23 protein-coding genes are annotated in these 23,775 nt (G+C 42.7%); 4 read left to right on the plus strand and 19 right to left on the minus strand.

The window, feature by feature from the left end; all coding sequences use genetic code 11:
• The 6 genes from lgt to H7T97_RS02595 form a co-directional block, all read right to left on the minus strand.
• Positions 1-783 carry a prolipoprotein diacylglyceryl transferase gene (lgt, locus tag H7T97_RS02570; RefSeq protein ID WP_201089256.1) on the minus strand — a complete coding sequence of 261 codons (783 nt, stop codon included), beginning with the start codon at positions 781-783 and terminating at the stop codon, positions 1-3.
• Entirely contained in the window at positions 780-1,712 is a 933-nt protein-coding gene (gene hprK, locus H7T97_RS02575) for an HPr(Ser) kinase/phosphatase (protein ID WP_003008114.1), read from the minus strand. The genes lgt and hprK overlap by 4 nt, the downstream gene beginning before the upstream one ends.
• A 172-nt stretch (positions 1,713-1,884) precedes the next feature.
• Entirely contained in the window at positions 1,885-2,148 is a 264-nt protein-coding gene (locus tag H7T97_RS02580; RefSeq protein WP_260314051.1) for a hypothetical protein, read from the minus strand.
• A 123-nt stretch (positions 2,149-2,271) separates the two neighbouring features.
• Positions 2,272-2,553, minus strand: a complete 282-nt coding sequence (locus H7T97_RS02585) for a PspC domain-containing protein (protein ID WP_195412408.1) — start codon at positions 2,551-2,553, stop codon at positions 2,272-2,274.
• A gap of 74 nt (positions 2,554-2,627) precedes the next feature.
• Positions 2,628-3,083, minus strand: a complete 456-nt coding sequence (locus tag H7T97_RS02590; RefSeq protein ID WP_201089260.1) for a SprT family protein — start codon at positions 3,081-3,083, stop codon at positions 2,628-2,630.
• On the minus strand, positions 3,070-5,226 hold the full coding sequence (locus H7T97_RS02595; protein WP_375786433.1) for a Tex family protein: 2,157 nt from the start codon (positions 5,224-5,226) through the stop codon (positions 3,070-3,072). Before H7T97_RS02595 ends, H7T97_RS02590 begins: the two co-directional genes overlap by 14 nt.
• 148 nt (positions 5,227-5,374) lie before the next feature.
• Here H7T97_RS02595 and H7T97_RS02600 point away from each other — a divergent pair, with 148 nt between their 5' ends.
• The 4 genes from H7T97_RS02600 (at position 5,375) to zwf (ending at position 8,911) form a co-directional block, all read left to right on the plus strand.
• Positions 5,375-5,524 carry an SPJ_0845 family protein gene (locus H7T97_RS02600; RefSeq protein ID WP_173018773.1) on the plus strand — a complete coding sequence of 50 codons (150 nt, stop codon included), beginning with the start codon at positions 5,375-5,377 and terminating at the stop codon, positions 5,522-5,524.
• Positions 5,524-6,429 carry a permease gene (locus tag H7T97_RS02605; protein WP_201089264.1) on the plus strand — a complete coding sequence of 302 codons (906 nt, stop codon included), beginning with the start codon at positions 5,524-5,526 and terminating at the stop codon, positions 6,427-6,429. The genes H7T97_RS02600 and H7T97_RS02605 overlap by 1 nt, the downstream gene beginning before the upstream one ends.
• A complete protein-coding gene (locus H7T97_RS02610; protein ID WP_003015619.1) occupies positions 6,426-7,241 on the plus strand; it encodes a TIGR03943 family putative permease subunit in 816 nt (271 codons plus the stop codon). The genes H7T97_RS02605 and H7T97_RS02610 overlap by 4 nt, the downstream gene beginning before the upstream one ends.
• Before the next feature lie 203 nt (positions 7,242-7,444).
• The gene (gene zwf, locus H7T97_RS02615; RefSeq protein WP_201089265.1) at positions 7,445-8,911 is read left to right on the plus strand and encodes a glucose-6-phosphate dehydrogenase; all 1,467 of its coding nucleotides are present in this window, start codon (positions 7,445-7,447) and stop codon (positions 8,909-8,911) included.
• Positions 8,912-9,003: 92 nt separating this feature from the next.
• On the opposite strand, the gene ftsY is transcribed toward zwf, so the two are convergent.
• The 13 genes from ftsY to yycF form a co-directional block, all read right to left on the minus strand.
• Complete coding sequence (gene ftsY, locus H7T97_RS02620; RefSeq protein ID WP_201089267.1) at positions 9,004-10,662, minus strand: signal recognition particle-docking protein FtsY; 1,659 nt, start codon at positions 10,660-10,662, stop codon at positions 9,004-9,006.
• Positions 10,663-11,484 carry a Cof-type HAD-IIB family hydrolase gene (locus tag H7T97_RS02625; protein WP_201089269.1) on the minus strand — a complete coding sequence of 274 codons (822 nt, stop codon included), beginning with the start codon at positions 11,482-11,484 and terminating at the stop codon, positions 10,663-10,665.
• A complete protein-coding gene (locus H7T97_RS02630) occupies positions 11,481-12,287 on the minus strand; it encodes a Cof-type HAD-IIB family hydrolase (RefSeq protein WP_070665430.1) in 807 nt (268 codons plus the stop codon). Before H7T97_RS02630 ends, H7T97_RS02625 begins: the two co-directional genes overlap by 4 nt.
• Positions 12,277-15,813, minus strand: coding sequence for a chromosome segregation protein SMC (gene smc, locus H7T97_RS02635; protein WP_201089271.1), 3,537 nt, complete (start codon positions 15,811-15,813; stop codon positions 12,277-12,279). Before smc ends, H7T97_RS02630 begins: the two co-directional genes overlap by 11 nt.
• Positions 15,804-16,505: a ribonuclease III gene (gene rnc, locus H7T97_RS02640; RefSeq protein WP_070506695.1), complete on the minus strand. Its 702-nt coding sequence runs from the start codon at positions 16,503-16,505 to the stop codon at positions 15,804-15,806. The genes smc and rnc overlap by 10 nt, the downstream gene beginning before the upstream one ends.
• A gap of 99 nt (positions 16,506-16,604) precedes the next feature.
• On the minus strand, positions 16,605-16,991 hold the full coding sequence (locus H7T97_RS02645; protein WP_070665432.1) for a YbaN family protein: 387 nt from the start codon (positions 16,989-16,991) through the stop codon (positions 16,605-16,607).
• A gap of 74 nt (positions 16,992-17,065) precedes the next feature.
• Positions 17,066-17,605 carry a hypothetical protein gene (locus H7T97_RS02650; protein ID WP_201089273.1) on the minus strand — a complete coding sequence of 180 codons (540 nt, stop codon included), beginning with the start codon at positions 17,603-17,605 and terminating at the stop codon, positions 17,066-17,068.
• A complete protein-coding gene (locus H7T97_RS02655) occupies positions 17,606-18,655 on the minus strand; it encodes a hypothetical protein (protein ID WP_207185536.1) in 1,050 nt (349 codons plus the stop codon).
• A gap of 95 nt (positions 18,656-18,750) precedes the next feature.
• On the minus strand, positions 18,751-19,410 hold the full coding sequence (locus H7T97_RS02660) for a DUF443 family protein (protein ID WP_024054736.1): 660 nt from the start codon (positions 19,408-19,410) through the stop codon (positions 18,751-18,753).
• A 149-nt stretch (positions 19,411-19,559) separates the two neighbouring features.
• Entirely contained in the window at positions 19,560-20,096 is a 537-nt protein-coding gene (locus H7T97_RS02665; RefSeq protein ID WP_201089275.1) for a hypothetical protein, read from the minus strand.
• A gap of 130 nt (positions 20,097-20,226) precedes the next feature.
• On the minus strand, positions 20,227-21,036 hold the full coding sequence (locus tag H7T97_RS02670) for an MBL fold metallo-hydrolase (RefSeq protein ID WP_201089276.1): 810 nt from the start codon (positions 21,034-21,036) through the stop codon (positions 20,227-20,229).
• Positions 21,037-21,043: 7 nt separating this feature from the next.
• Positions 21,044-22,396, minus strand: coding sequence for a cell wall metabolism sensor histidine kinase VicK (gene vicK / locus H7T97_RS02675; protein WP_201089278.1), 1,353 nt, complete (start codon positions 22,394-22,396; stop codon positions 21,044-21,046).
• Complete coding sequence (yycF, locus tag H7T97_RS02680; RefSeq protein WP_049483721.1) at positions 22,389-23,090, minus strand: response regulator YycF; 702 nt, start codon at positions 23,088-23,090, stop codon at positions 22,389-22,391. Before yycF ends, vicK begins: the two co-directional genes overlap by 8 nt.
• Between the last annotated feature and the right edge of the window lie 685 nt (positions 23,091-23,775).

Here is a 23,775-nt window from a genome sequence, read left to right on the forward strand (position 1 = left end):
TTACTCCTTTGTTTCTACATAATAAGGGGCTTTTTTGCGACGTTGGTAGATGATAATGGCGAGTCCAACTAGAATCAGGATCATCGACAACCACTGGGAAACACGTAAGCCAGCAAACATCAAGCTATCCGTCCTCATTCCTTCGATGATCATCCGACCAAAACCATACCAGATAAGGTAAAAGGCTGTGATCTCACCTTGCCGCAAAAATTGGGGCTTCCTCCGAAGAATCAAGATCAAGAGAAAACCTAGCAGATTCCAACTGGATTCATATAAGAAGGTTGGCTGACGATAACTACCATCTATATACATTTGGTCTCGAATAAAAGAGGGCAGGTAGTTAAGACTTTTAACAGCAGCTCCATAAGCTTCCTGGTTAAAGAAGTTCCCCCAACGTCCAATACTCTGTGCAATCATGACGCTTGGGGCCGCAATATCTAAGAAATCAATTGGCTCAATCAAGCGTCTACGAGAGAATAGATAGAGGACAAGGGCACCTGTCAAGAGGCCACCATAAATCGCGATTCCTCCGTTCCAGATGGCGAAAATCTCACCAGGGTGCTGGCTATAGTAACCCCATTCGAAAATAACGTAATAGAGTCTAGCCCCCACAATCGCAAGCGGAAAGGCGACCAAAATGAAATCAATGATGGCATCTGGATCAATTTTTTTACGGGGCGCTTCTTTCATAGAAAGATAAACGGCTAGAATCAAACCAGAGACAATACAAATCGCGTACCAACGAATACTGATCGGACCTAATTGAAGGGCTACTGGATTCATTCCTTCACCTCATTTTGACTAATCAACTGGGACAAACGTTCTTCAAAAGTTTTGGTAGCATCATAGCCCATTTCTTTGGCCCGAACATTCATCGCTGCAGCTTCGATCACGACCGAAATGTTCCGACCAGTCTTCACAGGGATGCGAATCCGAGGAATGGTCACGCCACCGATTTCCAACTCTTCTGCATTATTACCAAGACGATCATAAACCTGATCCTTAGCATAATTTTCCAAGTAAACGGCGATTTGGACTTGTGAAGAATCCTTCACAGCACTCGCACCGTAGAGACTCATGACATCGATAATCCCGACACCACGGATCTCTAGTAAGTGACGTAGGATTTCAGCTGGCTCTCCCCAAAGGGTCATCTCATCTCTCGCATAGATATCGACCCGGTCATCTGCTACAAGGCGGTGACCCCGCTTGACAAGTTCCAAACCTGTCTCGCTTTTTCCGATTCCGCTATCTCCTTGGATCAAGACACCCATCCCATAAATATCCATCAAGACACCGTGTACACTCGTACGTTCTGCTAGCCGACTATCCAAATAGCTAGAAAGCTCTCCAGATAAACGACTCGTTGCAACATTGCTCTTCAAAATGGCTAGTTGCTTCTCTTCCGCAGCACGCAACATTTCTTCTGGAATTTCTAAATTCCGCGCGACAATGATGACAGGTGTCTCTGGCTGGAACATCTTGCGCAAGACCTGATGACGGTTGTGAGAGCTCATCTTCACCAGGTAGGACCATTCTTTCATTCCTACAAGCTGAATCCGCTCAGGTGTGTAATAGTCGAAATAGCCCGTCATTTCAAGACCTGGACGTGAAATGTCCGCAGTCGTAATTTCCTTGCTTAAGAGGCTATCATCCCCATAAACAACCGATAGACGAAGCTTTTCCTGTATATCGCGAACAGTAACTGCCATATCATTCTCCCTTTTCAAATTCTCTCTCTATTATAGCAGATTTTCTCTTCAGACGAGAGACTGAAGTGTCATTTGAAAGATCCATTTTCAACTCCTTTTTAAGGCAAGCAAAAAGAGGCCGAGACAAAGGTCTCCAACCTCTAGGAAATGATGGGAACATATGAAGAATGCTCTAGCCTTGGCCTTGCAAGAAATCTTTGATCATAGATTTGATTCCGATAGAGACCGCATAGACCACCGCATTTGAAGGAAATGCGATCAAGCCGTGCATAAAGGCGAAAGGACCTCCCCCCAACAAGGAGAAAACCAGATACAAAACCGGCAGAAATAAAATCGAAAACCGATAAATTTGTGGCTTTCTAGCCATTTCTGTTGGCAGAAACAAGAGGTAGAAGAGACTATTCCAAATGCCCAGTGGAAAAAGGAGCATTCCCATCAAAACTGTTCCAACTCCTTCCCCAAAAAAACGATTTAAAATGAAAAACTGTCCTATAAAACTGAAGAAGAGATATAGAATAAAAGCAAGGGAATAGAACTTCTGCTTCACTCGGATCTCCTTTTAGAAAAATGGACTATCATTCTGATCATGGATGGGTTCAGCCTCTTTTCTTCGACGAGGTCGAGGGCCATCGTCAAACATTTCCTGCTCCTCCTCGTCCTTATAAGGTAAGGTCGTATCTAACAGTAAATAGATAATCACACCGATAAAGGCATGAGAAACCGTAAAAAGAATAAACAAGAAGCGTAGGAGAGTTACACTAAGACCAAATTTATCGGCTAAGCCAGCTAGCACACCTGAAACCAGGCGATGTCGTTTTAATTTGTAAAATGATGATGTCATTTGATTTTCCTCTTTCTAGTTAGACCTATTTTAGCAGAGTCGAATTGGAAAGAGATCCGCCTAAAGACCGATTCTTACCCTTGTCTCATTTCAAGGAATTGCAGGCGGCTGTGACAGCGACCGCAGGCATATTTCTTCAGATCGATTTTTCGCTTTCGTCTATACTCTTGGCCACAATGGGGACATTGATAGAGATAGATCCGCTTGACTCGCCCAGCTCTATCTGGAAGAGGAGGTGTGAAACGAAGACCGTCCACTTGCTGGAGGAGTTGCTTAAAGTCTAGATCTTTGTGGCGATACCCTTTACCTTGATCGTAAAGATGGTAATGGCAGAGCTCGTGGCGGACGATTTTGCGAAAGACCTCTAACCCGAAAACTTGGTATATTTTAGGGTTGAAATCAAGGTGTCGATCCTTGGGAAAGAAACGACCTCCAGTAGTTTGAAGACGTGAATTCCACTCTGCTCGATGACGGAATTCTCTCCCAAAATCTTCTAGGGATACTTGGCGTACATACTCAGTCAGATTCATTCGGAGCTACCAAACTGAGATTGACTTTTTCGCGTTCCACATCAATCTTCTTCACCCAGACGGTAACCAAATCACCTACTGAGACGACCTGGCTTGGATGCTTAATAAACTGCTTGCTCATATGGGAGATATGAATCAAGCCATCTTCGTGAATGCCAATATCGACAAAGGCTCCAAAGTCAACCACATTGCGCACAACCCCTTCTAATTTTTGGCCAATATGCAGGTCTTTAATATCCAAGACATCCTGGCGGAGCACAGGTGCATCAAAGGAATCCCGCAAATCGCGACCTGGTTTTAGGAGATCGGCAATGATATCTTTCAGGGTTTCTGGTCCCAGATCCAGCTGAGTAGACATCTCCTCAATGTTCACAGCTTTTAATTTTTCCTGAGCTGATGCATCGAGTTCGGTAATTTCAAGAAGCTGAAAAAGTTTTTCAACTTCCTTGTAACTTTCAGGGTGAACGCCGGTATTGTCCAAGATGTTTTTACTTTCAGGGATGCGTAAGAATCCAGCAGCTTGCTCGAAAGCCTTGGCTCCGAGACGAGGGACTTTTTTAATTTGCGCTCGTGAAAGAATCATTCCTTCTTCTTCCCGGTATTTCACAATATTTTCAGAGATGGTTTTATTGAGTCCCGCTACATGCGCTAAGAGAGAGGGACTAGCCGTATTGATATTGACCCCAACTTGGTTTACGACAGTATCTACCACGAAATCCAAGCTTTCTGTCAGTTTTTTCTGATTGACATCGTGCTGGTATTGACCGACACCGATGGATTTGGCATCGATTTTCACCAATTCTGCTAGCGGATCTTGCAGGCGGCGGGCAATGGAGATAGCCGAGCGTTTTTCAACGGTTAGCTCTGGGAACTCATGACGGGCCAACTCACTAGCTGAGTAGACAGAAGCTCCGCTTTCATTAACAATAACATAGCGAACTCCTGGATGGTCATGGAGAACCTCTGCGACAAAGGCCTCACTTTCACGGCTGGCGGTTCCATTTCCAATCGCAATAATTTCTACTCCGAACTCCTTGATCAAGGAGGACAGTTCCTTTTTAGCCTGCTCGATCTGAGCTGGTTTTGCAGGAGCAACTGGATAGATGACCTGGGTAGCGAGCATCTTTCCTGTCTCATCGACAACGGCTAGTTTAGCACCGGTCCGAAAGGCTGGGTCAAATCCAAGGACCACGCGCCCTTTTAATGGAGGAATGAGCAATAGATTCCGTAGATTCTCAGAGAACAATTGAATGGCTCCGTCTTCTGCCACCTCCGTCAACTCTGTCCGAATCCGACGTTCAATCGCAGGAACGATTTTTTTCTTAACCGCTTGTTGAATAACCTCATCGACATAGGCATTTTTCGTTTTAAAACGAGCCTCAAAAATACGAATGATCCGATCCAGTTGGTGCTCGAATCCGACTTTGAGAACGCCCAATTTTTCCCCACGATTGAGAGCTAGAGTCCGGTAGCCTTGCATATTCTTGATCTTCTCAGAAAAATCATAATAGATTTCAAAGGTTCTCTTAGGATCTAAGCTTTCATCCTCCAAGGTTGACGTCATGAGGGAATGCCCATGAATTTCTTGATAGGTGAAGGCCCGTAATTGGGTATCCTCTGAAATAGCCTCTACCAGAATATCCACTGCACCAGCTAATGCTGCGGTTTCAGTTGGGAAGGCCTCGCAGGTAAATTTCCGAGCCTCTGCTTCCAAGTCTGGACTATTTTGCAAAATGAGACGTGCCAAGGGGAAAAGTCCTGCTTCTCGGGCAATCGTCGCCTTGGTCCGCCGTTTTTCCTTATAAGGGAGATAAAGCTCTTCGACATCCGCTAATTTTTCAGCAGCCTCAATAGCCTGCTTGAGCGCCTCTGTCAGTTTGCCTTGTTCCTCAATCTTAGCAAGGACGGTTTCCTTTCGTTCAGCTAGAGCCGTTAAGGATTTGTCCCGGTCAATAATGGCCTTGATCGCTACTTCATCTAAATTTCCCGTCATATCTTTTCGATAGCGGGCAATGAAGGGAATGGTTGAGCCTTCTGCGGTCAGACTCAATACGGTATCGATTTGTTTTAAGCTAACACCCAATTCTTGGGCTATTTTTTCATATTTATCCATAGCTTCTATTATAGCATATTTTGCTGACATCAAGGGGGGAGATCGCCTGTCCTGGTCTCTGTTTCAGGGATTTTTCATAGAATAATTTTGACCCTCTTGATCTTTCCTTTTATGCTCCATTTCCCCCTTGCTCTTTCCTTTTTGTTATAATGAAAGAAAATAAAAAGGAGGCCCAACAATGGCTATTAAATTCTCAAAAACAGATGATCTTGATAAAATGTTTGAAAACTTTGCAAGTTTTCCGGATGTAGAAAAGAAAGTAGAATTTCCTGAAGAAAAAAAGAAGGCAGAAACTGCTACAGCTAAAGAAGCAAAGAAGGTTAAGTAATGACATTCTTTCAACACCTTCCCTCTAGCGTCTTGCAGGCTGGGGCTATTTTTCTCTCGATTATTATCGAGGCCCTACCTTTTGTCCTAATCGGAAGTATCATTTCAGGGATTATTGAGGTCTATATCACCCCCGAAAGGGTCTATCGCTTTCTTCCCAAGAATAAATTTGGGCGGATCTTCTTTGGGACCTTTATCGGCTTTATCTTTCCTTCCTGTGAATGTGGAATTGTTCCCATTATCAATCGCTTTCTAGAAAAGAAAGTCCCAAGTTATACTGCTGTTCCCTTTCTGGTGACAGCACCGGTCATCAATCCTATCGTTCTCTTTGCGACCTACTCAGCTTTTGGGAATTCTGTCAAGATGGCCTTCTACCGAGCCCTTGGTTCCCTTTTGGTCGCAACGGTGCTAGGGATCTTTCTTGGTTTTATTCAGACAGATTCGATCCAAAAAGAACATCGTAAGGCTGTACATGAACATGATTTTAGGAACTTGAGCAAAGGTCAAAAGCTCTTCCAAGTCTTGGTGCAAGCCATTGATGAATTCTTTGACACGGGACGTTACCTGGTATTTGGTTGTCTCTTTGCCAGCCTCGTCCAAGTCTATGTCCCAACACGGATCCTCACTTCGATCAGTGCGACACCGGTTATTGCTATTCTCCTTCTCATGGTCTTGTCCTTCCTCCTCTCACTTTGTAGCGAGGCGGACGCCTTTGTTGGATCCTCTCTTCTAACAAGTTTTGGAGTAGCGCCTGTTCTAGCCTTTTTGGTGATTGGGCCTATGCTTGATGTCAAAAATCTCCTCATGATGAAAAATTATCTCAAGACCCGTTTTATCTGGCAATTTATCGGAATTGTGAGTGGAGTTGTGCTCCTTTATGCTTGGTTTGTGGGGGTAGTGCTATGATTCGTTTCTTGATATTAGCTGGCTATTTTGAGCTCACCATGTACCTGCAATTATCTGGTAAGCTCAATCAATACATCAACTTACACTATTCTTACTTGGCTTATATTTCCATGTTCTTGTCCTTTGTTTTAGCTCTTGTGCAGCTGATCATCTGGGTCAAGCAGATGAAGATCCACAGTCATCTCTCTGGCTTCTGGGCAAAAGTGGCGAGTATTTTCTTGCTCTGTATTCCTTTGTTTGTCGGGCTATTTTTCCCTACAGTGACACTGGATTCCCAAACAGTCTCTGCCAAAGGCTACCACTTCCCGGTTGCGGCTGGATCTTCCAAGGAAATCCAGCAGGACGAAGGGACAACAACCCAGTATCTCAAACCAGATACTAGTAGCTATTTTACCAAATCTGCCTATGAGTCAGAAATGAAGCAGGCGGCAAAGAAATATGTTGATAAAAAAGTGATTCAGGTGACCACTGAGAATTACATGGAAGTCATGGAAGTGATTTATGATTATCCTGACCAATTTGCAGGAAAGACGATCGAGCTGACCGGTTTTGTATACAATGATCCCAATAACAAGGACAGCCAATTTCTCTTTCGCTTTGGGATCATCCACTGTATCGCAGATTCCGGCGTCTACGGTCTCTTAACGACGGGTGCTCCGCAGCATTTCGAAAACAATACTTGGATCCATGCGAAAGGAACCTTGTCCATTGAATACCACAAGCAGCTCAAGCAAAGCTTGCCTGTTCTCCACATTAGCGATTGCCAGACCATTACGAAACCAGCCAATCCTTATGTCTACCGCGTATTCTGATGGAGTCACCAAGTTTCTTCGGTGGTCGATCCAAACAGCTTATAACAGCTCAAGCTAGAATCCACATTGATTCTAGCTTTTTTATGCTTTCCTCTCAAATCCTCTAATCCCAGCGGAAAATATTCGGAACAACGATTCCATCAAAGAAATCTTGTAGATTTTATGGTAAAATATGGTTAATAAAATAGGAAATAGGTACTTAAATGTCTTCAAAAGTTATTGTAACCATTTTCGGGGCCAGTGGAGATTTAGCCAAGCGCAAACTCTACCCATCCCTTTTTAGACTCTATAAATCAGGAAATCTATCTGAACACTTTGCAGTTATCGGAACAGCCCGCAGACCATGGAGCAAGGAATACTTTGAATCAGTCGTGGTAGAATCCATCACAGATCTGGCCGATAGCCCTCAACAAGCTCAAGAATTCGCTAGCCATTTCTACTACCAAAGCCACGATGTCAATGATACCGAACATTACATCGCTCTGCGCGAATTACAAAACAGCTTGGATGAGAAATACCAAACGGAACACAACAAGGTCTTCTTCTTGTCCATGGCTCCTCAATTTTTTGGAACCATTGCCAAACACCTCAAATCAGAAGGCATTGTGGATGGGCAAGGCTTTGAGCGCTTGATCGTTGAAAAACCTTTCGGTACAGACCTAGAAACGGCTAGTCAGCTCAACAAGGAATTGGAAGAAACCTTTGATGAAGAACAAATCTTCCGGATCGACCACTACCTTGGAAAAGAAATGATCCAAAATATCTTTGCCATTCGTTTCGGTAATCTCATTTTTGACAACCTCTGGAATCGAGACTTTATTGACAATATCCAAATTACCTTTGCTGAACGCTTGGGGGTTGAAGAACGCGGTGGCTACTATGATCACTCGGGGGCCCTTCGAGATATGGTGCAAAACCATACCCTTCAGCTGTTGTCTTTGCTTGCTATGGATAAACCAGCCACCTTTACTAAGGATGCGATTCGGGCAGAAAAAGTTAAAGTTTTTGAGCAATTGCACAATCCAATAGATGACGAATTAAAGAAATTCTTTATCCGTGGTCAATACCATTCAGGTACGATCGAAGGGAAAAAAGATATCTCTTATCGCAGTGAACCCAATGTCGACCCTGAATCTACTACGGAAACCTATGCTTCTGGTGCATTCTTTGTTGATAGCGATCGCTTCCGCGGTGTGCCTTTCTTCTTCCGTACCGGAAAACGCTTGACGCAAAAAGGAACTATGGTCAATGTGGTCTTCAAGCAAACCGACTCCATCTTTGGACATAGTTTGCAACCAAATGTCTTGACCATTTATATCCAACCAAGCGAAGGTTTCTCATTGAGCATCAACGGAAAAGAGGTCGGAGAAACATTCAGTATCGCACCGATTTCCTTTGATTACGAAACAGATGCGACCGCAACTGGGGCTTCACCAGAGCCTTATGAAAAATTAATTTTCGATGTTTTGAACAATGACTCAACCAATTACAGCCACTGGCACGAAGTCCGTGCTTCATGGCAATTGATTGACCGGATTGAAAAACTATGGGCCGAAAATGGAGCACCACTCTATGAATACAAGTCTGGATCCATGGGACCAACTGCATCCGATGATCTCCTTGCAGAATACGGAGCCGAATGGGTTTGGAAACCTGAACCTAAGAATTAAGGAAAGCCACCTTCAGGTGGTTTTTTTTGATAGCGCAAGGAAACAAAAAGACAAATTGTCCTTCCAACAATTTGTCTTTTTCTATTCGACTCTTAAATCAAGCCTTCCAAGAGGCCTCTCATGAAGTTTTCTGAGTGGAATGGTCCGATGTCATCAATCTTTTCTCCGAAACCAATCAACTTCACTGGAATGTCCAACTCTTCACGGATCGCAAGGACGACCCCACCTCGAGCCGTTCCATCGATCTTGGTCAATACAATTCCTGTCACAGGCGTAATTTTTGAAAATTCTTTAGCTTGCACCAAGGCATTTTGACCGGTTGATGCATCGAGGGCTAGCAAGGTTTCATGCGGAGCATCAGGTACCACACGCTTGATAATGCGACCGATTTTTTCCAGCTCGGCCATGAGGTTGTCCTTGTTTTGCAGACGACCAGCTGTATCAATCATCAGAACATCAATGTTTTCAGCGATCGCGCGTTCCATTCCATCAAAGACGACACTAGCAGGATCTGATTTTTCAGGACCTGTCACAACTGGAACATCTACGCGGCGTCCCCATTCTGCCAGTTGAGCTACTGCTCCTGCACGGAAAGTATCTGCTGCAACCAACATGACTTTCTTGCCTTCTTGTTTGTAGCGGTGGGCTAACTTCCCGATAGAGGTTGTTTTACCAACTCCATTGACCCCAACAAAGAGCATGACCGTAAGACCGTCTTGAAAACGAATAGCTTCATTAAATTGGCCATCCTTTTCATACAAGTCCACCAATTTTTCGATGATCACGCGCTTGAGAGCATCTGGTTTTTTGGCATTTTCCAAACGGGCTTCATAGCGCAACTCTTCGGTTAAATTAGAGGCCACTTGAACCCCAACGTCACTCATGATCAAGAGTTCTTCCAATTCTTCAAAGAATTCTTCATCGACTGAACGGAAATTGGCAAAGAAGGCATTGAGACGTGCTCCAAATCCAGTTCGTGTCTTTTTCAAGCTACGATCGTATTTTTCCTGAATGGTTTCTTGCTGAGGCTCAACCTCGTCTGGAATTGGCTCTTCTGCCTCTTCAACAGTTCTTTCCTCAACGGTTGATGCAGGTTCTCCTTGAGGAAGTCTAGACTCGGCTTCTGCTACTTCTGAAGTTTCCTCCACTTGAGCAATCGCTTCTGATACTTCAGGTTCTGAAACTTCATCCTGAGCTTCTACTAGTTCTGGAGCCTCCTCTTCTGTCGTGCTCCCTTCTACTAGCTCAGCTTCAGATGATGGAAAGGCAATTGGTGGCTCTTCTTTCATTTCTGAAGTATTAGCCCCATCTGCTTCCTCACCATTTTCAGTAACTTCCGCTTCAATTTTCACTTCTTCAAGAGGCTCAGTCTCCGTTTCATCAGCTAGTGGTGAAACTTCTTGAGGACTTGCTTCTGTTTGAACAGGTTCAAAAACAACTGGAGACTCCTCTCCCGCTGCTTGGTCTTCATGAGTCTCTGAAGTCACATTTTCTTCAACAAGAGGTTCCTCTGCCAGCTCTTCTTGAGCAACGGTTGAAACAGGTTGATGAGTGGCTGCAATTCGCGCTTTGAGCTCTTGGTAGTAAGCCTCCATATCAGAGATTTTTTGCTCTTCCTTGTCATTTAAGGTAGCCGCCGGCTCCTCTTTGACAGTTTCTTCAACCTCAGTACTTTCCGTCACTTCTTCAGAAGACGGAAGCACTTTTTCAGTTTCTTCTTTTTTTCCAAATAAACGATCAAATAATCCCATTTATTCACTCTCCTTTAGCACATAATTTTCAATCGCCCATGCGACGGCATCTTGGTCATTGGTCACAGGGGCCACAAGCGTTGCAACTTCCTTCACTGCTGGAATCGCATTGCCCATGGCAACCCCCAGTCCAGCCCATTGTATCATAGACAGGTCATTGGCTTCATCTCCACAGGCCATGACTTGATCTGCCTCAAGACCCAAAATAGTTGCCAGTGCCTCTAAACCTGTCGCCTTGTGAACATTTTTAGGACACCATTCCAGCAACATCTCCCGAGATTTAAAAATTTCATAGTCTTGAAATAACTCCGGCTTGATCTGTTTTATCGCTGCATCTAAAAAGTCTTGATCGACGGCTGTCACACACTTGTTGTAGGAAATCGTGGATGGCAGGTCTTTAAAATCTGTCTCAATAAAGTTTAGGTAGGGATTGTAAAGGGAATAGAGAGACTTTCGCTCTGCATGAATCTCATAAACCGTTCCCTCACTGATAGCATCCAGCGGAAGGCCTAGACGGGCTGTTTCATCATGAATGGTTTCGACATCTTCAGGTGCCAAGACAACTTTTGAGAGGATTTCTCCATTATTTCGCTGCACTAGACCACCGTTGAAGGTAATCGTATACTCTTCTTTGAGGCCTGCTGTTCCCAATTCTTCCAAAAGAAAATCCATGGCTTTCAAGGGGCGACCAGTGGTTAGAACCACCTTGACACCTTGGGCCTGTGCAGCAGCGAGGGCTGCTCTATTGCGAGGGGAGATCTTTTTTTCAGAATTGAGAAGGGTCCCATCTAAATCCAGCGCAATCAAGGAAATCTTACTCATACAATTTCCTCCATGTAGCGTAGGACAGAACCAGTCGCATGGTGGCCGATGACTGTTTCAGCAATGGCCAAGATTTCAGGACGTGCATTTTCTGGCGCTACTGGATGGCCCACGACTTGCATCATATGGAGGTCGTTTAGGTTATCCCCGAAAGCCATCACCTGATCCATCGAGATCCCTAGTTTATCCGCTAAGGCAGTAATAGCCACTCCCTTATCGACATAATCGAGGACAATATCAATTGACTCAAAACCTGTCGTCATCGCTTTGACACCGGGGATATTGTCAGTGACCCATTGTTCACCTTCAAGTACAAGAGCTGCATCAAAGTTGGTGGTCAATTTGAAAATTTCATCTTGAATATCTGCTAGGGTTTTCACTTTTTGAATGTTTTCATTGTAGTGCTGACTCAAGGCCAGATAGTCGGGATCTACTGTTTCTAAGACATAGCTTCCTTTTTTCCCAGTCAAAAGAAGCTTATTCGGGTCTGCATAAGGGGAAGCTTTCAAAGCCTCAAAAACACCCAAATAAAAGTCTTTGGACATGGTTGCTTCGTAAAGATCTTCTCCATGAAATTCTACCACACTACCATTTTCAGCAATGAAAATCATCTGGTCCTCAAATCCTTTAAAGAGGGATTTGAGAGAAAGGAGGGCACGGCCACTCGCAGCAGCAAAATAGATGCCTTTTTCTTTGCAGCTTGCTAACACCTTGCGTAAAAGGTCTTGATCGTACTGATGTTGGTCATTTAGAAAGGTTCCATCCATATCCGTAGCGATCAATTTAATATCATTATTCTTCATTTTCTAAGTCTTTCAATTTTACTGAGACGATTTTAGAAACCCCAGATTCCTGCATGGTTACACCATAGATGGAATCGGCAGCTGACATGGTTCCCTTCCGGTGCGTCACGACAATAAATTGGCTTTCCTTATCAAAGCGGTTCAGATAATCCCCAAAGCGCTTGACATTAGCCTCATCTAGGGCAGCCTCTACCTCATCCAAAATGACAAATGGAATGGTCTTGACACGAATAATCGAGAACAAGAGAGCCAAGGCAGACAAGGCCTTTTCTCCACCACTCATGAGGTTTAAGGATTGGATCTTTTTACCAGGTGGCTGCACAGAAATCTCAACACCAGCTGTCAGAAGATCTGGCTCTGTCAGAATCAAATCAGCAGAACCCCCACCAAACATTTGACGGAAAGTGACTTTAAAGGATTCACGAATGGCTTCAAAAGTTGATTTAAAGCGTTCCTTAACTTCGTCATTCATGTCGTTGATGGTGGACAGAAGCATGTTTTTCGCAGCCAAGACATCCTCACGCTGGCTGGAAAGGAAATCAAAGCGCCCCTTCACCTCATCGTACTGCTCGATCGCATCCACATTGACTGGACCAAGAGCCTTAATATCTTTTTCGATGCTCTTGAGCTGGTTTTCAGCTGCTGCAAGATTTTCAACAGGTTTGGCCTGCTCTTTGGCTTGGTCAAAGCTTTGCATGAATTCATCGGTAATTTGCGTTAAGAGCTTGTTCAAATGATCCGCATGCTTTTCACGTGTCGCTTCAGCCTTGGCTTGTTGACGAATCCATTCTTCGTTTTTCTTACGCGCTTGTTCCATCTGTTCTGCCACATCTTCGGCCTGGCCTTCCAAATCATCTAGCTCAAAGCGTTTCCGAATGACCCCTTGTTCCAAGTCCGTTTTCTTGGCTTGGGCCTGTGCCAATTGATTGGCTAGCTGCTCCACATCTACTGTTTGAACTTGGGCATCGCCTTGTTCAATCAGCAATTGCAACTGATGCTCTTCTACTTCCAACTGGGAGATCGTTTCTTCCAAGCGACGAGCATCTGTTTGCTCATAGCTTTGTTGGCTCAACCATTCCGTCTGTTGAAGTCGCAATTCTGCCAATTGCTCTTGCAAGTTTTGTACCTTTTGTTGCAGAACATCTTTGTCCGACTTCATTGTTTCAATGTCGCGGTTCAAATTTTCTTTTTGAAGCTCAATTTCTGCCAATTGCTCAGTAAGGGATTCCAGCTCTTCTTGGAGAGACTGGGTCGCATCTGTTGCCAATTCTGACTTCAAAGCTTCTAAGAGTTCCTGAATTTCTTTCAGTTGCTCTTGGCTTTGTTGGTAGGCCAATTGGGCCCGCTGTTGCTCTAGACGCGCTTGCTCACCTTGGCTTTGAATAGAGGCCAGGTATTCTTGCGCCTGCTTGAGCAGATTGTCCTTGGTCTCGACCTCCTGCTCTGCTTCTCTCAAACGAGCATCCAGAGCTTGCATTTCCTGCTTCAAACTATCCAATTCTGGTTTGACAAAGACCGTATTTTGGGAACGATTGGCACCACCGGCATACGATCCTCCGGTCCGCAATTCAGTCCCATCCAAGGTCACCATCCGAACTTGATAGTTGACTTTACGGGCCGCCTCACGCGCATGGTCCGTCGTATCAAAGATGGCCGTTACGCCAAGCAGGTTTTGGAAAATCTGTTCAAAACGATGCTCATAGGTCACTAAGTCACTCGCAATTCCTAGAAATCCTGCACTGGCTTGAATCAATTCTAGATTCCGAGGGGATAGTTGACGAGCTTTGATCGTCGTGAGCGGAAGGAAAGTTGCCCGTCCCAAGCGATTGCGTTTCAAGAAATCGATCGCTCGCGTTGCAGCCTTTTCATCTTCGACAATGATCTGTTGGCTGCTAGCTCCCAGAGCAATTTCAAGCGCCGTCTGGTAGTCTTTTGAGAAACTCAAATTCTCACTAACAGCCCCACAGATGCCTCCTAACCGTTCTGCTTCTTGCAAAACGCTCTTGACTCCTGCATAGAAGTTACTATGGTTCTTCTGAATAGCTTCCAAGCTATTGATCCGCGCCCGCTTATTCTTGCTCTCATCCATCAAGTCAAACATGGCCGCTTGAGCCTCTTGGTAGGCAGCTTTGGCCTGCTCCACTTTTACCAGTTGCTCTTGATATTCTACTAGTAAACCTTTGACCGTCGCTTGTGCCTGATCCAACTCTTCCAATTGTCGGACTTCTTTTTCCTTGGCAGCTTCGAAGTTTGTTTGTGCCTTGGTCAAATCCTCTTGACGATGGCTAGATTCTTGCAGGAGTGCTTGGATCCGACTCTCAATGGCTGTCCGTTCATTAGATTTTTCAGCCTCCGTCTGCAAGAGCGCGACATACTGCTCTCGTAGATGCTCAATGACTTGTTCCGGATCTTCTTCGTAGTTGGCTAATTCTTTTTCCAACTCTTCTTGTTGCTGACGGTTCTCTGTCAGCCTTTGTTGAAGCACAGCTAGCGTCTCTTGTTTTTGAGCCAGCTCTTGTTTCGCTTCTTCCAGACGGGCCAAAACAGCATCCAGCCGCTCAAGATTTTCCCTGCGACTATGGGCTGCTTGACTCGATTGCAACTTAGCTACTTCGATTTGCTTTTCCAAATCACTGATCAAACGAGTAACCTCAAGCAAGCTCGCCTGGTCCTCAGCTAATCTTTCATCCAACTGATGGCGGGCTTTCTTGATGCGTACATTGTCTTCTTCCAAGACCTGACGACGTTGGTAATAAGAGGCCAACTGTTCTTGAATGGCTTTTTCTTCTTGATCAGCCTTTTCATAAAGGTCCTTTGTCAGATCGACTTGAGCGACCAAAACGTCCAGTAAGAGAACCTGGCGTTCTTGGTCTAATTCCAAGAAACGACGAGCAACCGTCGCTTGCTTTTCAAGAGGCTGGATCTGTCCTTCTAATTCATAGAGGATGTCCTCTAGACGGTCCAAATTCTCCTGGGTTTGGTTGAGTTTGGTCTCCGTTTCCTTGCGCCGCGTCTTAAATTTCAAGACACCAGCAGCTTCCTCAAAGATAGCCCGGCGTTCTTCCGGTTTGGAGTTAAAGATTTCCTCTACACGACCTTGGGAGATAATCGAGAAAGAATCCCGTCCCAATCCCGTATCCATGAACAAATCATGCACATCTCTGAGACGTACTTTCTTACCATCGATCTTGTACTCGCTGTCTCCCGAGCGATAAATATGGCGTTCGACCCGAATTTCTTTACCTGCCTGCTGGATAAAAGCATCCTGGTTATCTAAGACAACTGTGACACAAGCATAATTCAGCGGTTTACGCGATTCTGTCCCTGCAAAAATGACATCGGGCATCTTGCCTCCACGTAGACTCTTGACACTGGATTCCCCCAGGGCCCAGCGCAAGCTCTCCGTGATATTGGATTTTCCAGATCCATTAGGCCCTACAACGGCAGTGACCCCTTTGTCAAATACGACTTTTGTCTTATCCGCAAAGGATTTAAAGCCTTGGATTTCAATCTCTTTTAAATACATGGCCCATCATTCCTCGTTTCAACTGCATTGCGGGCTGCTTCCTGCTCCGCTAATTTCTTGGAACGACCATGACCATGGCCCATCGTTTGACCGTTCACGAATACTTCTACTTCAAACTCTTTGGCATGAGCAGGACCGGACTCGCTGACCACTTGATACTGGATCTCCACATCTCCGTGAACCTGCAACAGTTCTTGCAGACGGGTCTTGTAGTCAATGACTTGGGAAAATTGACCCGTTTCAACCTTAGGAATCATGACCTGATAAATGAAGCGTTTGACCGCTTCCACTCCTTGATCCAGTAAAAGAGCACCTAAAAAGGCTTCAAATAAATCGCCAAGGATCGTATCACGGTCCCGGCCACCAGATTTTTCTTCGCCCTTGCCCAGTTTGATGAAATGGTCAAATTGGCAATCCCGAGAAAAACCAGCCAAACTCTCTTCACGGACAATCATAGAACGGAATTTGGACAAATCTCCCTCCGGTCTGTTTGGGTGTTCCTTATACAAATATTCGGAAATAACTAATTGAAGAACAGCGTCTCCTAAAAATTCCAAACGTTCGTTATGTGAAATTTTTAAGAGGCGGTGCTCATTGGCATAAGAGGTGTGCGTAAAAGCTGTATCTAATAAACTGCTATCTGAAAAAACGATCTGAAACCGTTCCGATAACAGGGCTTGTAATTTCTCCATGGGAAGCCTACTTTCTAATAAATTCATACTCTTAAGTATACCAAAAAAGAAGCACGAACGCACTTCTTTTCCTAGTTCTAGGGCCTGAATTCTCCAATTTTAATCAGGATCTTCTTCTGTTTGATTTTCGGACTTATTGGGAATCACTTTTAAGAGATAATAGGTGATAAAAATCGTCAAAGCACCTAGAGCAAGCTTCACCCAAATAATCGGTGCCAGATAGATCGAAATCCCCATCAGAATGTAGATCTGAAGAAGGATCCATTTCTTCCGTTCTTTGGCAATCGATTTGGTCTCTCGGTAATCCGCTACATAGGTTTGATAAAGCTTGGTTTGGTAGAGCCAGGTTTCAAAGCGTTTGGAACTTTTAGCAAAGCAGGCCATCGATAGCAGTAAAAAGGGAGTCGTCGGTAAAATCGGTAAAGGAATCCCAATAATTCCTAATCCCAAAGACACAAAACCAATCGTAAGATAAACAAGGCGCATTTACTTCTCCTTTGTATGATTTTTTTGTTAAAAGCCATTTCATAGTTGACTTACTAACTTTTACTAATCCTTTCTCAATTTTTAGAAAAAGCTACTAACACAACAGCATAGACTAGAAGGAGCAAGGTCCCATAAAGGATTCCAGCCCATTTATAATAGCGATTCACACCGCAATAACGCTCCACGTAAGCTCTACTTGGTTTTTCAGGATCATACCAAACCGTCATCAAAGAACATAGTGGAAATTGGGTCTGAAGAGCTGTATTAAAAGAAACAAATGAATTTCGATAAAAGGTAATCGAATTGGCTAGCATCTCTTCTCTTGTGAGAAAGTAGGATGCCTGTTTAGGTCCCCATGGGGTTGAAACCGTCCTAATGAAGAAATAACGAAAGGATTTTTTATAAGCAACGCCATTTACCTTGTATTCCACAATCGGAGGATTTCCCCCTCGAAAGCTATTATAGCCCACAACTGTTCCTTTGATTGATGATGTAGCAAGCCGAACCATTTTTTTATCACGGAAATAAAGATAAAAATAAGTACCACTCACAAAAACTAAGGCTAAAAATATAACTGTTGTTGAGAGCCAAAACAGTAGCATTTTGGTTGACATTTATTTCTCCTTCAAATTTTCTTGATAATACTCTAAAAACTCTTCTTCACTTTGAACGGTATGTTCTTTTCCATCTTTCGAACTAGTTGCAGGAATAGTTAGGTTCTTAAAGATATTAGGATCTTTGGGAACAACCAATTTCAAAAAAGAGATTTTTAAACGAACATCTTCTTTTCCAAGGAAATACAATTCAGATAGCGAACCTTTACTCAATATATCATATACTTTTGGATACTTGCTTGCTAAAGAATCTGTTTGAGCTTTTTTAGTAAACCAAAACGCTGACCATACAAAATTAAAATGTTGGTTTGAAAGTCTGTCATATTTATTGAGTAAATCCTCAAGACCTTCTTTATTTTGCCATGCTTTTTGATTTACATCATAAAAGTCCTTACCTGTTTTTCCAGATGATGTTTTAGAAATAATTTTCCCCGTTTCTATATCTATGATACCAATAAAAGTTTTTGAGTTTGATTTACTATTCACTGCCATCTTTATAGGCAAATAAGTTTTTCCTTCTTCAGATTGTAACAATTTTGGGGAATCCGCAACATTAATTGGAACATAATTTCTATTATATTCCCTCACCATCTTAAACACATCATAAGTTTTTTGTTTAATCGTATTGTCTTTTGTATCGTAAACATCTAATAACCAGTATTCTCCTTTTTCAGGGATATTACTCTTTAAATAAGGAACTTTATCATTTTCACTTAACCAGTACTTATATGCTGCCGACTTCAATTTGTAACTCTGCCGAATAATAAAACGTTCACCATGCATCTCAATTCTATTGTTTCTGATGTCAATACGAGGATCATATTTCTTAGCCTCTTTCGCTTCCTTTAATTCAGCTTCGTTATCCCAGCTAATTGCTACCGCTTTATGATTAGCAATAAATTCATAATCCATCATTTTTGCTCTCGGGCTCCACATGACAAACTGGGTCAATTCATGTTTACGATAAGCCTTATATGCAAGGCTAGCTCCTGTGATAATAAAGACAAGAAATAAAACTTGAACTAATTTTGATCTGATTATCTTTTTCATTTCTATTTCTCCTTTTCTGTGATTGAGCATGATCTAACTACCATTCAGATTGGTTTCATGTTGTTCAAACCATATTTTATATATGCACTTCAATATTATTTCATTTTAGCTTTGAAAGTTGACTCAGCTGAGAAATAGATTGTATTTCCAGACAATAAAAAATTAAGTGCAAAAACAAATAAACCTAAATGAACTACAAAGTTCGGAGCAAAATTAGTTATTACCGCATAACAAACCACACCAACAATGATAAGAGAAATCGTTGGCATTAGAAGCGATAAAAAAATAAATTTTAATGTTGTTGGGACACAATATACTTTGATAAGATGATCATTATTCTCTAGCATGGACACAATTTTTCTTCTGCTCATCCACACGCGAATTCCCATCACAATACCAAAAACGAATAACGTCAATCCAATATTGAGTAAATGAGAGTTGAAGTACAGATAATCTTCAATCGGAAACGCTCTCGATAAAAGCAATGCCACAAACGCAGCTCCAGAAGCTGAAATTCCTTTGTTATGTGTTAAACCATTCCTTTGCTTGTCGTTTCTAGATGTTGTTAATGTGTTAAATTCATCCTCAGTTAACCGAATAGCCCAATGGGATGTAAAATACAAAAACCACGGGAAAAAGTATGAGATTATAAAAGGACGATCCACGTCTACTAAATAATGCTCATTATCTACATTTAGAATGCGATAGCGAAAATTTTTTTTTGCTAAATGTTCTATGTTTGCTTTTTTAAGCATAAACACCCTTTCTTTTCATATCAATTCATCAAGGAGATTTTTAAATGATGAACCACCCAAAATTTCTTGACCCATATTATCTACCATTAAATCGCTTATCAAAGATGCAATACTCTCATTCTATTGCAGTAAAACATATTTCGATGTAATTATTGTCCAGTTGATCCTGTTTGACGCTTCAATATTTTAAGAATCTTTCTGGTCTTAATTTCCTGATGAAAATGCATCACACAAGCAAAAGCCAGTAGATAGATCATCAGACACAAAAAATCAGTTTCTCTAATATAAGTAGCCAAGAAAAAAATCCCTAAAAAAGCAAAAAGAATCTTCATAATTAAAATTGCAAGCACCTTTGCTCTGAGTATTTTGAGATCTTTTTCCTTCAAAACAACTGTTTTCCAATCAATTCTCGGATCTTTTTTTCTCGCCTTCGCTATCATCAACATTCCGAAAACTATTAGAGTTCCAATCATTGCAATACTGATATTAATCGTATACGGTAATCCCCCAAAGGCTGAATTTAAGACACTTGCAATTCCTTTCAAAAGAAAGACTGCAAGTGGAGCAGCAACCATTATCCAATTGGAAGTATTTTTTTGATCATTATATTGAAATACTTCGTTTTCTTCATCAAAATAAATCCATTTCGATTCCAAATAACCGATATATGTTTTCACAATTAACATTTCTCCATTAATTTATTCTTGAGATAAAGTACTCTTATCATACACAAATTTAGGGTAAAGAGCAAATTCATCACTAGATGAAGGGATTTTAATCAGAAATCAAAAAACCACCCGCAGGTGGTTTTCTATCTTATATCTTCGTCAATGGAGTTGCAGTGTCTGGTGATGTATCCAGCACCTCAAAATCATGACCGACAGCTAGATCTGCTCGAGCCAGTTGGTTCTCCATGGTCATATGGGCCAATTCTTTGATATTGTTCTCTTTTGACAAATGCCCCAGATAAATCTTCTTGGTACGATTTCCCAAGGTCCGAATCATGGCATCTGCACCATCTTCATTTGAAAGGTGGCCCAGATCAGATAAGATCCGTTGCTTCAAACGCCAAGCATACGAACCTGCTCGAAGAATTTCTACATCATGGTTGGACTCAATCAAATAGCCATCCGCATCCGCGACGATGCGTGCCAAGCGATCACTCACATAGCCAGTATCCGTCAGCATGACGAAGCTCTTGCCATCCTTCATAAAGCGATAGAATTGAGGGGCTGCAGCATCGTGACTGACCCCAAAACTTTCGATATCGATATCGCCAAATGTCTTGGTCTTCCCCATTTCAAAGATGTGCTTTTGAGCATCATCAACCTTGCCTAGATACTTGGTGCCTTCCATAGCCTTCCAAGTTGCTTCATTAGCATATAGATCCATGCCATATTTCCGCGCTAAAACACCCACACCATGGATATGGTCTGAGTGTTCGTGCGTAATCAAAATGGCATCTAAGTCTTCTGGTTTGCGATCAATTTCAGCCAAAAGTCCCGTAATCTTTTTCCCTGATAACCCTGCATCAATGAGCAGTTTTTTCTTTGGTGTCTCAAGGTAGAAAGAATTCCCACTAGAACCTGAAGCTAAAATACTATACTTAAATCCCTCTTCTGTCATTGACTCCTTATTCTTCCTCTTCTGTATCCCAGTCGTCTTTAATAGCATCTTTGTCGTACGGCAAGACAATGGTAAAAGTAGATCCCTTGCCATATTCACTCTTGGCCCAAATAAAGCCTTTGTGTTGTTTAACGATCTCCTTAGCAATGGCTAAGCCCAGACCAGTCCCACCTTGGGCCCGGCTACGCGCCTTATCCACTCGGTAAAAGCGATCAAAAATGCGTGGTAAGTCTTTCTTGGGAATTCCCAAGCCCTCATCTGAGATAGAGATAATCAACTGGGCATCTGTTGTTTTCATCCCTACCTTGATTTTCCCACCATCGGGTGAGTATTTGATGGCATTGTTCAAGATATTGTCGATTACCTGGGTCATTTTATCCGTATCAATTTCAACCCAAATCGGGGTGATTGGATATTCACGGATCAGTTCATACTTCTTGGTATCTTCTTGCGATTGACTCTTGATCTTATCAAATCGGTTTAAAATAAAGGTAATAAAGGCCGTAAAGTTGGTCAACTCGATGTCCAACTGACTGGTTTCATTATCGATTCGTGACAAGCTCAATAGATCTGTGACCATACGCATCATGCGGTTGGTTTCATTGAGTGAAACTTTGACAAAATCTGGTGCCACCGGCTCTGACAAAGCGCCATCATCTAGGGCTTCCAGATAGGATTTCACACTGGTCAAAGGTGTTCTCAGTTCATGACTCACATTGGAGACAAAGAGGCGACGTTCCCGTTCTTCCTTGTCCTGCTCTGTCGTATCGTGCAAGACAGCTACCAGACCAGAGATAAAACCTGATTCGCGACGAATCAAGGCAAAGCGAACACGAAGGCTTAAGTACTCCCCATTTTCATCCTGGGAATCGATGGTTAACTCTGGTACTTCAGTAATCAAGCTGCGCAGATCATACTCATCTCCAAGCGAAAGCAAATCTAGAATACTGGTATTGAGCACCTCATCTGGATTGACATTCAATTGCTTGGCTGCCATTTCATTGACCATGATGATCTGACCCCGTCTGTTGGTCGCAAGCACTCCATCTGTCATATAGGCTAGAATACTAGTCAGCCGCTTGGTTTCCTGCTCTAGGTTTTCATGCGTCAGACGAATGACCTCAGATAGATCATTGATACTGTTGGTCATATCGGTCAGCTCTGGACTTCCTTGCATGTCGACCACTTCAGAGTAATCCCCAGCAATCAGATCTTTAATTTTGGCGTTTAGTTGTCGGAGCTTGATATTGTCCCTACGGTTTTCTAGGAGAAGCAAGGCAACCACAATGATAAACCCAACCGTAATCAGAACAAAGACAAAGTTCGACGACATGACAAATTGTTTTATTAGATCAATCATTGTTTCTCATATAATATCCGACACCACGGCGGGTCAAGATATATTCTGGACGCCCCGGTGTATCCTCGATTTTTTCACGCAAACGACGAACCGTCACATCCACCGTCCGAACATCACCAAAGTAATCATAGCCCCACACCGTCTCAAGAAGGTGCTCACGAGTCATGACTTGACCGACATGGGTCGCAAGGTGATAGAGCAATTCAAACTCACGATGGGTCAAGTCCAATTCTTTGTTGGCCTTTTGAACCAAGAAAGCGTCTGGAAGGATGTGAAGATCACCAATTACAATTTCCGTATCGGCCTCATTTTCAAGCTGAGGATCAGCCGCAAACTCCGAACGACGCAACAAGGCCTTCACACGTGCTTGCAATTCTCGATTAGAGAAGGGTTTGGTTACATAGTCATCTGCCCCAATTTCAAGACCGATCACCTTATCAAATTCCGTATCTTTAGCAGAAAGGACAATGATGGGCACATTGCTGGTCTTGCGAATCGTACGCGCCACTTCCAGACCATCAATCTCTGGCAACATCAAATCTAGAATAATAATATCCGGATTCTCAGCCGCAAAGACTTCCAAAGCTTCCCGGCCATCAAAGGCTGTCAAGACTTCATAGCCCTCTTTTGCCATGTTAAATTTGATAATATCTGAAATTGGTTTTTCATCATCAACTACTAATATTTTTTTCATCTTACATACCTGTTTCTAATGCTTCTTTTCCTAATCAATCTCTATCTTCTTATTATATCAAACTTATGAAGAAATGTGGAGCCTCAATTGCTGGACTTTCCGATAAGAAAGGGTAAAAAAGACCGAGAAGTTAAAATCTCAGTCTCAGAAAAAACGAATGATATGTAGAAGATAAAATCACTTGAGTGATTCTAAAAAAGGTTAATTTCCTACTTGCTAGAATGAATGAATGAATCATTTATTAAAAACTTTCCGTCGTGAGAAAAATGAGAGTGGGACAGAAATCGGTAATTCGTTAGAATTCGATTTCGTCGTCCCACCTCCGCACAGTTGAGTAGGGCTGTAAAAGCTGATGCAATCAGCGTAGTAGAGCCCACTCAACCACTGCGTCTTGCTCGATAATCCAAAGACAATTGAGAGACTAGAATTTCTGTCCCACTCTCTCTCGGGAGTTTTGGAACTTCATAGAAGTTCGCTGACGTTCTTACTCACCTAAGGAAGGTTTTTTAGATTGTTTTATCCTCAATCTTTTTATTTTTTCATTATTTCTCAACACGTGATTTGTTGGCGATATCAGCTAGGATTGCTGCTACAAACTCATCCTGTTTAAACATTAAAACGGTATCTACTTTCAGAGGAGATATCGTTTTTCTTCTTCGGATAAGGATACAAAAATTTCTTCCTT

Source organism: Streptococcus parasanguinis (assembly GCF_016648925.1).
In the GTDB taxonomy this organism is placed as follows: Bacteria; Bacillota; Bacilli; order Lactobacillales; family Streptococcaceae; genus Streptococcus.